Below are 14,548 nucleotides of genomic sequence, written 5' to 3'. Positions count from 1 at the left end.
AAAATATATGGATTAGTATCTTGTTCTTTGCAACGAATTATAAAAGAACCGAAACATGAATTTAAGTTTACTTTCACTTTTTGCGCTGCTCGCACCTTTATCGTTTATTTTGATTGCAATTCTTTCAAAATTTACACAAAACACATCCGCTTCACTTATTAAAAAAGGAATAATGGGTGTTGCTTTTTTTAATATTATTCTCGCCATTTACTTTGGAATTTGTGTTGTTCAGTATGGGTTTTTAGAAAGCCTCGAATTTGGAATGATGGGATTAGGAATTTCGATCCGCCTTGATCCTTTAAGTATTATTATGTTCATCATGATTGCCTTATTGGGTTTCATTGTTGTGAAATTTAGTTGCAACTATTTAGATGGAGATAAACGCCAAGGAATCTTCATGGGACGTCTGGCTGCTGCAATAGCCTCCGTTCAACTGCTTGTTATTTCTGGAAATTTAGCCTTAATTTTCATCGCTTGGGTAGGAACAAGTCTAGCGCTTCACCGCTTATTGGTTTTCTATCCAAACAGGCCAAGAGCAATTATCGCAGCCAGAAAGAAATTTATTGTTGCCCGATTAGGCGATGTTAGTCTACTGGCTGGGTTTATAATTCTCTATGCTTATTTCGGAACAGGAAATTTAGAAATCATTTTCCAGGGTATCATTTTTAATGATTTTTCAGGATACCCATTAGAGATAGCAGCGCTTTTAATTGCAATTGCATCAATTCTAAAATCAGCACAGTTTCCAACACATGGTTGGTTGATTGAAGTAATGGAAACACCAACTCCAGTTTCGGCATTACTGCATGCAGGATTATTAAATGCCGGTCCTTTCCTAATCACGAGAATGGCCTATTTAATGGACGGGACTTCTTATGCATCTATTGTACTCATTGTCGTTGGTAGTTTCACAGCACTGTTTGCATCAATTGTTTTCCTAACGCAATCATCCATAAAAACTTCGTTAGGATATTCAAGTGTTGCCCACATGGGATTCAGCTTGATGATGTGTGGATTAGGAGTTTACGCAGCAGCAATGCTCCATTTAGTTGCCCATTCATTCTATAAAGCACATTCATTTTTATCATCAGGAAGTGTAATTGACATTGTTCGCTCATCAAAAGTTGCACTTCCGAAACGTTTAGGAAGTGCATTCAGAATAATTGCAAGTATCATTTTAGCAATGGCAATTTATGTAGGTTTCGCATTTCTTTGGGGAATTAATCCTACCGAAGAATTTGGAATGTTAGTGATCGGTTCAATTATAGTGATGGGACTTTCAACAATCATTGCTCCTACATTAGATTCAAACGGAAAACTGATAGGAACATTAAAAGCTTGTTTCTTAGCCATAATAGTTGCGATGGCTTTCTTCACTTTAGAAGCTGGAGCACATTATTTGTTAGACTCTCAAATTCCAGCACTTTCACAACCAGGAATTTTCACAATGATTTTAACGGGAATTATTCTGCTCATTTATGCAATAGTTATCATCATTCAAATTGTTGCTCCTACAGTTCCTTCCAACACATTTTGGTGGAAAATGGGAGTGCATTTCAGAAACGGTTGGTATGTAAATTCAGTCTTTGACCGCATGGTTAGATCTCTGTATCATATTCCAGACAAAGAGACCATTAGTGGATTCTCGGACGAATCACAAGTAAAAGTTACTTCAAAATAATTCTGAATAATTAAAACTAAAAAGATGACTACAAATAACGTTTTGCCATTAGAGAAAACCGAACCGGAGATTTTGTTGCGTGAAAAATTACAACTCACCAGTAAAAAAATCGCTCCTGTTTGGCCTCTTGAAAATTTCGTAGCAGTAAATCCTTACATGGGATTATCAGAAATGCGTTTTGAAAGAGCAGCCAATCTGCTTTCTAAAATTGCAGGAATTGAAATGACTTTGCCTATTCAATTTTACTTGGATGAAATTGAAAAAGGAAAGATCACTAAAGAAGATATTAATGTAGTAAGAATTAAGAAAGGATTAAATCCCATTCAAAATTTCAAAGAATACTTGGCGCAATTAAGAGTAGAGATTGATAATAAATTTCAATATCCAGAATTACAAACTGTGAGTGATGTCAAATCAACTCTATCACAAAAAGATTGGAACAGATTTGTACTGGACCGTGTTTCAAATTGGGCGGGTGCTTACTTCGACAAAGGACAAGCCGTTTGGAATACTGCAAAAAGTAAAGAACCACTTTTTGCAGCATGGAAAGCAGATGCTTCAGTGGACAGAACTCCAAAGGTTATGGGATTGGGCGGATTCAATACGTGGGTAAATGAATTACCAAACGACCCAATTCAAGCAGCACAATACGCACTAGAACAATTGAATATTCCAGAAGATTGTACTAACTTATACCTGCATTGTTTATTATTGAGAATCGGTGGTTGGTCAGCATTTTCCGCACGCATTGATTGGGAAAATGAATTGTATGGAAAAGAAGGTGGTAAACTAGTTGAATTCTTATGTATTCTCTTGTGCTGGGAAGCCGGAATGTTGTCTTGTTCTCAAAGACCTCAAATGAAAGGGAAGTGGGCGGAAGCTATAAAAATTCTTGAAGAATTAAGGCAAACAGAAGAATCCACTGAGAAATTAAAACAAAAATTATTACTTCAAGGAGCTTTTGATTATGCAGCACAACGCAGATTAATCGAGCAATTTGAATCGAAAAAAGACAGTCAAAAACCCCGACCTCAAAAGACGAAAATTAAAGCCATTTTCTGTATCGATGTGCGTTCAGAATTGTACCGTAGAAATTTAGAAATGGTGGCTCCAGAAGTCGAAACATTAGGATTTGCAGGATTCTTTGCGTTCCCAATTAAATATGTTCCGATAGGACACAATCAAGGAAATGCACAATGTCCTGTTTTATTGCCTACAGGACAAGTAATTCTTGAGGAAATGTCGGAAAAAGACTTGCAAAAACAAGCCATTGCAAGCAGAAAACTAAAGCGTCAAGTGAATAGCGCATGGAAATCATTCAAATCTGGTGCTATTTCTTGCTTTAGTTTTGTAAGTCCAATTGGGTTAGCTTATCTACCAAAATTATTTACCGATTCTTACGGCTTATCTCGTCCAGTCCCTCATCCTAACTATAACGGATTGGATAAAAAGCGTTTTTCAAACAAAAGAATAAGTTTAGAAGTTGGACAACACGACAATGAGAAAGTCGGAATTGCAATTGAAGATCAAATTGTAATGGCAAAAAATGCTTTGACAGCAATGTCATTAACGGAAGGTTTCTCTCCATTGATTTTAATAGTTGGTCACGGTTCTTCAACAGTAAACAATCCGCATGGAACAGGATTAGATTGTGGTGCTTGTGCCGGTCAAACTGGTGAGGCAAATGCCAAGGTAGCGGTTGCAGTTTTAAACAATAAAGCAGTGAGAAAAGCACTTGTAGATCATCAAATTAGGATTCCAGAAAGTACAGTTTTTATCGCTGCACAACATGACACTACAACGGATGAATTTGAATTATTCAATGAAGATCAGATTCCAGTAAGTCATAATAGTGAAGTAAATGAATTAAAGCAATGGTTGGAGGAAGCTGGACATTATTCAAGAATGGAAAGAGCGAAGAGAATGAATATTACACAAAATAAAAATACAGATCAACAGATCATTAACCGAAGTAAAGATTGGGCGCAGGTAAGACCAGAATGGGGACTTGCAGGCTGTTCTACATTTGTTGTTGCTCCGAGAAATAGAACTGAAGGATTAGATTTTGGTGGACGTTCATTTTTACATTCTTATGAATGGAATAAAGACAAAGGGTTTGGAGTATTAGAGCTAATAATGACTGCTCCGATGGTGGTAACAAGCTGGATTAACTTACAGTATTATGCTTCGACAGTTGATAATAAAAATTACGGTTCAGGAAACAAAACGCTGCACAACATTATTGGAGGAGTGGGTGTACTTGAGGGATATGCAGGAGATTTAAGAACTGGGCTACCTTGGCAATCTGTTCATGACGGCAAAATATTCCAAAACGAACCATTAAGATTAAATGTAGTAATTGAAGCACCAATTGAAGAGATGAATAAAATATTAGCTAAGCATTGTTCTGTAAAGCAATTGTGTGATAATAATTGGATTCATTTATTGGCTATGGATACCCAAGGGAAGGTTTCTCATCGTTATAATGGGAAACTAGAGTGGGAAGAAATAGCAGCATAAACCTAATGCGAAATTATATTAATTAGACAAAAAAAATACAACAATGAAGAATCAAAATAAACTATTTTTAATTTGTCCCGATTGCTATCTTGAGAATAGAATTACGAAAAATTTTAGTGGTAGACTCTATTTTTCAACTGCACTAGGCGCTGTCTTCACACCAATAAAATTCAATTATGCAGAAAGTCTAAATGGAATTATAAATAGAGAAGATATCCGCGAATTATATGTGGTAAACGATGTTGCTTGCCGCTTTATAAATACGATTATTGAAGATGGCGAAGGCTTCAACACGAAGGAGGAAAAAATATTGAAGAAACTATATTTAGATAATTCAGACGCAATCATACATCAAATAGAACGGAAACATAAATCAACTGAACTTGCAAAACTGAATATTCAACAGCAAATAAATGAATTGAAAAAAGCTGAGTTTATCGGCTCAAAATTCGAATCAGGATTTCTTACTATTAAAGGACTACTTTATGACAGAAATACATTGAAGTTTGAGGAATTAGATTTCACGAAACCCAGTCATGAATCTGCAAGCTAAATCTCTGCACGATTTATTTGGAAATCGTAAACTCGTTATTGCAACAAAACACCAGAAAGAAAAGGTAATTGCTCCAATTCTAGAGGCTGCTTTAGGTGTAAAATGTATTGTTCCCGAGAATTTTGATACTGATGTTTTTGGCACATTTTCAGGAGAAAAAATTAGGCATGAAGATCCAATATCAACAGCACGCAAAAAGTGTAAAACAGCAATGAAACTCACCAATTGTGATATTGGAATTGCCAGTGAAGGTTCATTTGGCGCCCATCCACATCTGTACTTCGTTAACGCTGATGATGAATTCATTTTGCTCATAGACAAAAAGAATAATTTAGAAATCATTGCCAGAGAATTAAGTACTTCAACTAATTTTGGTGGTGAAGAAATTCAAACGAAACAAGAACTTCTTGCATTTGCTAAGCAATCACTATTCCCTTCACATGGTCTTATTTTAAGAAAAGAAAAAGATGATATTGAAACGATATCCAAAGATTTTAAAGACCTAAATCATTTAGAAGAAGTTTTCCTTTCCATGCAGTCAAAATATGGATCAGTATTTATAGAAACGGATATGCGCGCCATGATGAATCCAACAAGAATGGAGGTTATTGGTTTAGCGACTAAAAGATTGATTGAAAAAATAAGGTCTCGTTGTCCAGAATGTGCTTCTCCAGGCTTCTCCATCACTGAAACAAAATCTGGATTGCCATGTGGTCTTTGTGGTTTTCCCACTCAGTCTACACTTTATCATGTATTGACTTGCGCTAATTGTGAATTTACAAGAAGAGAAATGTTTCCCAATAAAAAAGAAAAGGAAGAGCCAATGTATTGTGATAATTGTAATCCTTGATGGGAATTTTCATATTTAATCAATCAAAATTCTCCTTGATAATATTCTCTTTCTCTTCTTCAATGTATTTCAAAAAAGCCGTTGCAACAGGAGAGAGTTTTTTAGCCTTTAGCCAAACCAAGTTCCAATTAGAAATCATGGGTAATCCATCGTAAGGAATGATTTCTAAATCGCCATTTTTTAATTCATTCTTGATTCCGATTAAAGGCATAATTGAATAACCCAAACCAGCGATAACAGCTTGTTTTACTGCTTCATTGGATGTCAACTCAAGCTTTTTGTGTGTGGGTAAATTTTTAGCTTTTATGAAATCCTCCATAGCAGTCCGCGTAGCAGAACCTTCTTCACGATAAATCAAAGAAGAATCTTCAAATATATGCTCACCTGATTTTTCTTTTAAAGCTTTGGCGCTTCCCACCAAATAAAGCTTATTCTGTAAAAGTTGCACTCCATGTGTAGAAAGTTGATCGGGAACAACAGACATTAAAGCGAAGTCGACCTCGTTTTTCTCAAGACTATTCACAACTTGTGCTTTATTGGTCACGTCCATCAATAAATCAACACCCTTATGTTGACGCATAAATCCCGATAAAAAATAGGGCATCACATATTTAGCAGTTGAGGCAATTGAGAGTTTTAGACGACCCGCCAATTGATTCTGGTAGATCATTGTTTTGTAATTTATAGCTTCTACCTCATTCAAAATTTTCTCAGCAGCTTTAGCGATTTCCTCACCAAAGTCAGTCACATAAAGTTTTCTCCCGACTATTTCTGTCAATGGAACAGAAAATTGATCCTGAAATTTCTTCAATTGAATCGAAACAGCAGGTTGTGTTAAAAACAACTCCTCAGAAGCTTTTGTAACACTTTTTAGCTGCGAAATTTTTAAGAATATTTTCAGCTGATGGAGCGTATATTGCATAAGTGTGTTTTGACAATTATCAATTGATAATTAAGGTTTTAGGGTTGGTATTTGTGAATTATGAATTTATAGAATCGTGGATTAAAATTTATTCAAAAATACAATGTAGGGGAGATTAACAAATCGCCCTCAAACATTGTAACAATATAAATATTGCCAAGCATTTTATTCTAAAATAAATAAATCATGAATTTAAAACATTAAATATCAAGCCGTTAAAAACTAATAATTAGCTAAAATCTATTGATCCAACAATTTAAATCCTTTTCCATGAATATTCATGATTTCAATCTTTTCGTCAGCCTTCAATATCTTACGCAATTTAGCGATGTAAACATCCATGCTTCGTCCGTTGAAGTAATTGTCATCTCCCCAAATAGCACGCAATGCAGCTTGTCTATCAAGAACTTGATTTTTGTTTTTGGCTAATAATTTAAGTAATTGACTTTCTTTGGTCGTTAACTTATGTTCTTCGCCGTCGATATTGATAATTCTTTTCATTGGATCGAAAGTAAATCTACCAATAGTGTAAGTATCATCCATAACTTCATCGCCACCGTTTGAGCGTTTCAAAATTGCTTCAATACGCGCAACCAATTCCTCCATGCTGAAAGGTTTGGTCATGTAATCATCACCACCAATTGAAAATGCTTCCAATTTGTCCTCTTTCATCGCTTTTGCAGTTAAGAATAGAATAGGAATTTTTTTATCAATAGTTCTGATTTCTTTGGCAACGCTAAATCCATCCATTTCTGGCATCATTACATCCAAGATACAAAAGTGATAGTTTCCTTCATTGAACTTCTCAAGTGCTTGCTTTCCATCTCTGGCAAGATCTACATCATATCCTTTTGCTTTAATGTAAGATTCTAATAACATTCCCAAGTTATTGTCATCCTCTGCCAATAGTATTTTCACTTTATCACTCATTTTCTTTTGATTTATTTATTATTAAAACAAAGGTTGAACCCTCACCAAATTTACTTTTCACACTGATCTTCCAACCTTCAACATCGACAATGGCTTTAACATAATTAAGTCCCAATCCATATCCTTTTACATTGTGAACATTTCCAGTCGGAACGCGATAAAGTTTGTCAAATATCTTATCTAAATGCTCACCTTTAATTCCTATTCCACTATCTTGAACAGTCAAACGGTATTGATCATTCGCTAACTTTTCAGTTTTTACAAATATATCAACTTCTTGCTTACTGTATTTTATAGCATTATCTATTAAATTGGATACCAGATTATTGGAATGCACTTCGTCTCCGATAAACGGCATCAGCCCAGGTGCTTGCTCTAATCTAATTCCTCCTTTTGGAATTCTAATTTTTGACTTTGCAACAACCCTAGAAACAATTTCATTTAATTCTAAATTGTCACGTTTCATTTTGATTTCCCCCCGATCTAAAACCGCTGTTTTCAAGATTTGTTCTACCAAACCTCCTAAACGTTTATTTTCTTCGTCAATCATTTTAATGAATGGAGTAACACTACTCAAATCATTTTTGGTCATATCAGAATCCGACAATGCTTCACATGCTAAAGAAATCGTACTAATCGGCGTCTTGAACTCATGCGTCATATTTGAAATGAAATCATTTTTCACTTCTGCTAATCTTTTTTGATTAACAATCGTTTTGAACATGACAATAAAGGAAGTAACCACCAATAAAACCAATAAAATACTCACTAATAATGTCAGCCACATCTCTTGAAATAAGACTGAGTTTGTTGCTGGAAATAAAATATGAAGAGTTAAATCTTCATCAAATAAATTCCCTGGGAAAAGTCGAACTTCTTTGCTTCTAGTGGTGTCAATATTTAGATTATAACGATCTGTATATGACGGAAATTCTACAATCACATCTTCTTGATCAGTTATTGCATAATTAAATACTGTTTCTAATCCTTCGACCTCAAAAGTTTTTGAAATCATAGAATCCAAAAACGCTAAATTAACACGTTCAGAAGGCGAAAATTCGTTGTTGTTTCGGAAAGCAGAAATCATTAATTCATTAATGTATTTAGACTTTTTAAACAAGCTATTGACAACGCGCTTATCTAATTGAAAAGCTAATTCGTTTGAACTTTGCTGTGAATTTTCTGATTTAGCCTCCTCTTTTACAAATGACGAAAGTTCACTAATATCTCTAGCCAAAACGCTATGTTTTGCCGATACATGTGTTAAGGAATCGTAAGAATCACCAGTAATCTGAAGGTATTTTACATCTCTCCCGTTTTCGTATATCAATGTATCTTTAATAGAAACAGATTCTCTAACAGGCACAAGGTTTTGAAATTCTTGTTTTAATGCTTGCTTATATTCTCCACTGAAATCTTTCCCAAAAAAAGAAGTATATCTTTCCAGATCTGAAGCTTTCTCATGCCGAATCACCACTTTGGACATTACGTTCTCAATGTGGTTATTTAATTCTTCAGACTTTTTCTCATAGAGCTGGAAGGCCTGATATAGTTGAAGAATAACCAGTGCAATTAGTGCTGTACTAATTAATATAACGATATGTTTTAATTGAATTTTTCTCACTTCAGGAATCTAAAATAGTTGTAAACCTGTTTCGCAGCTGATGCTTAACCTTTTTTAACACCAGCGAAGCCTTTCCAAACAGCTTGTTTTGGGAGAAATCTGAAACAGACATCCATGGATATTGCGCATTTGTGTAGCGTATCTGAAAACAAATCCTTTCAGACTTATTTATATAAACATTTTGCATTCAGTAGGGTTAAAAGTATTTTGTTAAAATTAGGAATAAATTTAACAATTCAATTCTTGAGCGTCAATTATTTAAGTCCAGACTTTTGCTCCCTCAGAACAATTCTTACAAATATCAATCACAGAGCGATCTGTAAAGACTTGCTTTCTAAAAGACTGATATTGTGGGGAATTCCAAATTTGTTTAAAATCAGCTTTAAGCGCATCACCCAAAACATGTTGAGCATCTTTATCAAAACAACATGGAACAACTTTTCCATCCCAAGTCAAAACGGTGGAGGACCACATTCTCCAACAATGGTCACTCAAAGTATACTTGCTTTTATAAGTTCCGTCTTTCATTCTTTTATAACGGGAATACTTTTCATTTTTAGGCATCAAAGGATTTCCATTTTCGTAGTCATAGAGTTGTGCTGTTTTCAACCTTACCTCATCAACACCTAAACTTTTACCCAATTTAAAAACATCGTCTATTTCATGTTCATTTGGTCGGACTACTAAAAACTGAAAAATCAAATGTGGGGTATTGCTCTTGGCATTTTTCTTGGCTTCAATCATGTGCTTAGTGCCTTCAATCACCTTTTCAAGCTTACCACGCTTTCTATATTGCTCATAGGTCTCTTGTGTAAGACCATCAATAGAAATAATCATTCGATCTAATCCAGATGCAACGATATCTGCCGCTTTTTCTTTGGTAATAAAGTGCGCATTTGTTGAAGTAGCGGTATAGATTTTTCTTTGGTGAGCTGCCTTTATCAATTCAAGAAAACCTGGATGTAAAAATGGCTCTCCTTGAAAATAATAGTTGATGTAAAAAAGTTGTTTTCCTAACTGATCCAACATGGAAAGATGTTCTTTCATATCGAGTTTTCCTGTTGGTCGCGTAAATTGCTTTAGACCGCTAGGACATTCAGGACAACCTAAATTACAAGCAGTTGTGGGTTCTATACTCGCAGCATAAGGTAAGCCTTTGGTCTTAACTCTTTTAAAATATTTTGCAAGTAAATAGGAATAATAGAGTTGTATTAAATTCCAGGTTCGAAAAACTGAAAACTTAGCTAATATATTTCTCTGATCTCTCCACATTTTAAACAAAGTTAATCAGAAATAATTGATTTCAATTGAAGTCAAATCAACAGAGAAAAATTGTTCTTTCTTTTTCTTTATAATAAGCGAAACACACTTGATCAACCTGTAATTTTAAGGTTCTATATGATTTTGTGTGGGTAGATTTAAAATCTATGGTTTTAGTTGAAGCTAAACGATTGTTAATTCGGTTCTACTTTTATTTAAATGGAGACTTTCTATTAAAATACATTTCGCTTAATCTTATAAACTCCTGTTATTTAAGTATTTATTGTTCGAAGTCCCAGAGGGACGGCATGCTAATAGGGATGGACGTAAGTCCATCCGCCAAACGATACAAACCGAAACAGAACCCAACAAAATCGACCTAATTGCATGCAATTAGGTCGATTTTGTTGGGTTCTGTATTATATCTATTTGTTTTAAGCCAAGGACTTACGTCCTTGGCTATTAATATGCCGTCCCGACGGGACTAACCAACTGAAATACCGACCACCATATACTTGCTAGTAAAAATGAAATGATGATTTGGATAAATACTTTAAAATACAACTCGTGTAGGTTACAGTTAAATTCGTACTAGAACTATTAATTTTTCAAAGGATTAAAATTGATTACCCACAGTATTTCATATAGAGCCAATTATAAATAGCGCAGCGTTTCTACATAAATTGTAAACGTACAGACACCTTATAAAAGAAGTTGTCTTTTGTTTCAGCAAATTGATACGGTCCATAACGATAGAAAACACCCGCTCCAAATCCAAGTGGGCCTATTTTCAAAAGATAGTCTGCTATTAAACCTGATTCATAATATCCTTTTTCTGGAGTCTTAAAGTCGAAATTTTGATGATCTCCCCTATTTGCCATTTCACCAACACCAGCAGCGTTGTGAATAACAAATGTTGGCTCAGACCATCCTGATTTATTTTTTATTGGTAAGAAGGTGAAACGAACAAATAAAGACGAGAACTTATCACTGAAAAATTCTGAAGGTCCCATCGTTTCAAAAGTATTAGCAACAGATAAGGTATATCTTATTCCTGTACCCTCTTGAATTTGCTGCAATGTAAGCGGAACATTTCCAATTGTCATTCCACTTTTATGAACAATATTCAAATTCCCCGCTCCTCGAATTACAAAATCTTGATGAATCTCCAAATTGAAACGGTAGTAATCATAATTAGATTCAAAAATTCCATTTATTCCCTTAACAGCTTTCAATGTAATTTTAGGCCATTTTGTACCCAATGAAACCCTTCTGTTTTCGAGCATCATGATTTTTTCCCGGATATTCCAATTGATAACAAATCCTGCTTCAGCAACATCAAATTGATTGGCTGTTCCATTTAAAGTGAACAAAGGAGCATATTGATAATCATCAACAAAAGTGAAGCGTTTGTAATTTGCGAAAACTTGTACTTTTAGATTTTGACGAATTAAACCGCTCAAATTAATACCTGCGAAACGTTGTCTATCCGCTAAACTCACAAAGAAATCTCTGTAAATTCCTTGATTCGTTAAATTGAAAGCATCATCGTAATAATTGGTATTTCCACGTTCATGAATATCATCTTGATAAATGAATTTTAAATCTACGTTTCGTTTTTGATTCAAGGTGAAATTCACATTTCCTCCCCATTTCCATTCTTTATCTTTAAGCCCATAAGCAGCATATCCTGCAGCACTAAAAACTTCACTTAAACGACTATTTGTTTCAAGTCCTAATCCTAAACGAAGTCCTTCCTGGCGATTAAAATAAGCTACTTGCCAAACTGGAACATTGAATTTTCCAAAAGGAATCTTACCAGAAGTACCCACTTTAGCCAAAAATACTAAACGATCTAAGTTGGCATCTTTAGCAATACTATCAACGAACACGTAAGTCCCATCCTCCTTACCAGAAGCAGTATTTCCCCGCAATTCTTTAATGGCCAATGAATCTCGTAAAGCTCCTTCTTGAACTTCAACAGAGACAGGATTAAAGCTTTTATTGGAAGGCTCTTGGAATGCAACATCATTGATATACACAGAGCTTCTACCTATCATTTCTGTGTATTTCCCCAATTGAATACCTTTGAAATTAAGTTCCGTGCTGATCTTACTCGGAAACCATTTTTTATCCGCAGTAAAAGTATATTCTTGAATGGTTTTTACATTCATAATTCCTTCTTCTGGATATGGAGAAGCAATTACGCGCTCAATGGCCCAACCGTTAGTTCTTACAAATAAATAACCTGACAATCCATCAAAAATCTTCCCTTTACGAGGTCTATATTTAATTGTGTAAGTCGTATCTTGAGTTGAAGGATGAACCAAGGTGTCTTCCAAAATAAATAAATACCTGCGCAGTCCTCCTGGTGCTATCGGATTAATGTATGCTTTTTGGTTTAATTCAAAATTATTATCATAAAATGAAAATGACTGGAATTGATTAACCAATGTTGCAAAAAGTGGATCTTTAACTCCTGAAACGTTATAAGCGGTAACAACTTCTTTGTCATAACTTGGAGGCGAAAAAGTACGGTTTGCTTTAGTTTCTGTCAAAAAGATGTACTTTTTATCAAAGAACTCCATTGTTTTTATCGTAGAAGAATCAGTGATTGTATCTCTATTGACCCCTTCTTGCAATTCTCCGGTAAAATATAATTTTGAATATGAATTATAAGTAAATGCATCATTTCTCAATGGATCATTCTCCTTCTTATTGTCCATTACATTTTGAATAATTCGATGTGCTGGATTTTCTCCGGGTGTAATCACAACTTCTGCATAAACTTGTGCATCAGGAAATAAAAAAACCTTAGGATTTTCAAGCAGGGCAGCACCTTTTATTATGGTGTCTTTGTAATCGAAAAATCGAAATGAATATAAGTGCGATTCAATAATTAATAATGATGCTTTTCCATCAATATCTGTGATTACCGCTTTGTTTATGCCATCTGAAATTTTAGCAAAAGAGACAGGGTTATTTGTCTGAGCATCTACAACCTGGATCTTAGTTTCCTGAGCAATAAATTGATTTGACGCAAATAATAACGTCAGGAATATTAGAACTCTACCCATTAGTTTTTCTTAAGCTTTAACATTTCAATTCTAAAAATTAAATCTGCATAAGGTTGAATTGTTGGTTGACGTCCATTTTTTCCGTAACCTAAAAAGTAAGGAATGTATAAATCAATTTTAGTTCCTTGTTTACTTAACCCAACTCCTTCGTTGAAACCTGGGATTAATCCCATCTCTAGATATTTAAAATCTAAAGGCGCATTTCTGTCATAAGATGAATCAAATTTTTCTCCAAAAACAGCTTCACCTAAATAATGCAAACTCACATCATCTCCTCTTTCAGCCAATTCACCTTCTCCTTCTTTATGCATAACGTAAACTAAACCAGATTCTGTTTGAATAGCATTTGGCTCCATTTCTTTGACTAAATCATAGAAATAAGTTTTGTACTCTTCTTCAGACTTTGCTTTAGCTTCAATCATACGTACTTTATTTTGAGCTTTTAACTTCTCAGCTTTCAAACGTTCTACTTCAACAATCGCTTCTTTAGCTTCATATTCTGCTTTAAAAACTTTCGAAGGATTATAAAACCATTTGTACTTCAAACCTTTCTTTACAATTTCGATACTTTTTATCGTGTCTCCTTGTACGATTAAGTCCACAACATCCTGTCCTGCCAAAACCTGACCAAAAACAGTGTGCTTACCATTCAAATGTGGTGTTGCTAAATGCGTTATAAAGAATTGGCTTCCGTTTGTGTTAGGACCAGCATTGGCCATAGAAAGAGAACCTTTCATGTGCTCAACTCCATTGTCTGCTTCATCCCAAAAACGATAACCTGGACCACCATTACCGGTTCCGGTTGGGTCGCCTCCTTGGATCATGAAATTATTGATTACTCTATGAAAAACTACTCCATCGTAATACGGTTCTTTAATTTTAATTGAATCAAAAACCTTAAGTTTTCCTTCCGCTAAACCAACAAAATTAGCGACTGTCAATGGCGCTTCTTCGTGATGTAACTTCAAAAATATAGCACCTTTATTGGTTGATATATTGGCATATAATCCTTTTTCAAGTTTCAATTCTTTGCTTTGTGCAATAGATAAAAAAGTAAAAGATAAAGCGAAAACAATGGTAAATAATAATCTCATAATATAAATTTAATTGCCCAAAAATAAGAAAACTCTT

The 14,548-nt window shown here is 34.6% G+C and carries 10 protein-coding genes; 4 read left to right on the top strand and 6 right to left on the bottom strand.

What is annotated here, in order from left to right; genetic code table 11:
* The first annotated feature begins 55 nt into the window (after nucleotides 1–55).
* The 4 genes from ERX46_RS00880 to ERX46_RS00865 are packed head-to-tail and all read left to right on the top strand — an operon-like array spanning nucleotide 56 to nucleotide 5,604.
* Nucleotides 56–1,681, top strand: coding sequence for a proton-conducting transporter transmembrane domain-containing protein (locus ERX46_RS00880; RefSeq protein WP_130091941.1), 1,626 nt, complete (start codon nucleotides 56–58; stop codon nucleotides 1,679–1,681).
* 24 nt (nucleotides 1,682–1,705) lie between these two features.
* Entirely contained in the window at nucleotides 1,706–4,201 is a 2,496-nt protein-coding gene (locus tag ERX46_RS00875; protein WP_130091940.1) for a YbcC family protein, read from the top strand.
* A 43-nt stretch (nucleotides 4,202–4,244) separates the two neighbouring features.
* Nucleotides 4,245–4,754 (top strand): carbonic anhydrase, encoded by a 510-nt coding sequence (locus ERX46_RS00870; RefSeq protein ID WP_130091939.1) that lies wholly within the window; start codon nucleotides 4,245–4,247, stop codon nucleotides 4,752–4,754.
* The gene (locus ERX46_RS00865) at nucleotides 4,738–5,604 is read left to right on the top strand and encodes a DUF6671 family protein (protein WP_130091938.1); all 867 of its coding nucleotides are present in this window, start codon (nucleotides 4,738–4,740) and stop codon (nucleotides 5,602–5,604) included. Before ERX46_RS00870 ends, ERX46_RS00865 begins: the two co-directional genes overlap by 17 nt.
* A 19-nt stretch (nucleotides 5,605–5,623) precedes the next feature.
* On the opposite strand, the gene ERX46_RS00860 is transcribed toward ERX46_RS00865, so the two are convergent.
* The 6 genes from ERX46_RS00860 to ERX46_RS17815 form a co-directional block, all read right to left on the bottom strand.
* On the bottom strand, nucleotides 5,624–6,526 hold the full coding sequence (locus ERX46_RS00860; protein WP_130091937.1) for a LysR substrate-binding domain-containing protein: 903 nt from the start codon (nucleotides 6,524–6,526) through the stop codon (nucleotides 5,624–5,626).
* A 240-nt stretch (nucleotides 6,527–6,766) separates the two neighbouring features.
* The gene (locus tag ERX46_RS00855; RefSeq protein ID WP_130091936.1) at nucleotides 6,767–7,456 is read right to left on the bottom strand and encodes a response regulator transcription factor; all 690 of its coding nucleotides are present in this window, start codon (nucleotides 7,454–7,456) and stop codon (nucleotides 6,767–6,769) included.
* Nucleotides 7,449–9,080, bottom strand: coding sequence for a sensor histidine kinase (locus ERX46_RS00850; RefSeq protein WP_130091935.1), 1,632 nt, complete (start codon nucleotides 9,078–9,080; stop codon nucleotides 7,449–7,451). Before ERX46_RS00850 ends, ERX46_RS00855 begins: the two co-directional genes overlap by 8 nt.
* Before the next feature lie 258 nt (nucleotides 9,081–9,338).
* The gene (locus ERX46_RS00845; protein ID WP_130091934.1) at nucleotides 9,339–10,352 is read right to left on the bottom strand and encodes a radical SAM/SPASM domain-containing protein; all 1,014 of its coding nucleotides are present in this window, start codon (nucleotides 10,350–10,352) and stop codon (nucleotides 9,339–9,341) included.
* 662 nt (nucleotides 10,353–11,014) lie between these two features.
* Nucleotides 11,015–13,417 carry a DUF5686 family protein gene (locus ERX46_RS00840; RefSeq protein ID WP_130091933.1) on the bottom strand — a complete coding sequence of 801 codons (2,403 nt, stop codon included), beginning with the start codon at nucleotides 13,415–13,417 and terminating at the stop codon, nucleotides 11,015–11,017.
* Nucleotides 13,417–14,511, bottom strand: coding sequence for a peptidylprolyl isomerase (locus tag ERX46_RS17815; RefSeq protein ID WP_130091932.1), 1,095 nt, complete (start codon nucleotides 14,509–14,511; stop codon nucleotides 13,417–13,419). The genes ERX46_RS00840 and ERX46_RS17815 overlap by 1 nt, the downstream gene beginning before the upstream one ends.
* Between the last annotated feature and the right edge of the window lie 37 nt (nucleotides 14,512–14,548).

The organism is Brumimicrobium glaciale (assembly GCF_004152935.1).
Taxonomy (GTDB): Bacteria; Bacteroidota; Bacteroidia; order Flavobacteriales_D; family Crocinitomicaceae; genus Brumimicrobium; species Brumimicrobium glaciale.
This window is presented reverse-complemented; position numbering and strand designations above follow the sequence as displayed.

Coding starts and splice junctions, on each gene's coding strand:
- ERX46_RS00875 (WP_130091940.1), top strand. CDS start 1,706: ATGACTACAAATAACGTTTTGCCATTAGAGAAAACCGAACCGGAGATT.
- ERX46_RS00840 (WP_130091933.1), bottom strand. CDS start 13,417: ATGGGTAGAGTTCTAATATTCCTGACGTTATTATTTGCGTCAAATCAA.
- ERX46_RS17815 (WP_130091932.1), bottom strand. CDS start 14,511: ATGAGATTATTATTTACCATTGTTTTCGCTTTATCTTTTACTTTTTTA.
- ERX46_RS00870 (WP_130091939.1), top strand. CDS start 4,245: ATGAAGAATCAAAATAAACTATTTTTAATTTGTCCCGATTGCTATCTT.
- ERX46_RS00860 (WP_130091937.1), bottom strand. CDS start 6,526: ATGCAATATACGCTCCATCAGCTGAAAATATTCTTAAAAATTTCGCAG.
- ERX46_RS00855 (WP_130091936.1), bottom strand. CDS start 7,456: ATGAGTGATAAAGTGAAAATACTATTGGCAGAGGATGACAATAACTTG.
- ERX46_RS00865 (WP_130091938.1), top strand. CDS start 4,738: ATGAATCTGCAAGCTAAATCTCTGCACGATTTATTTGGAAATCGTAAA.
- ERX46_RS00880 (WP_130091941.1), top strand. CDS start 56: ATGAATTTAAGTTTACTTTCACTTTTTGCGCTGCTCGCACCTTTATCG.
- ERX46_RS00845 (WP_130091934.1), bottom strand. CDS start 10,352: ATGTGGAGAGATCAGAGAAATATATTAGCTAAGTTTTCAGTTTTTCGA.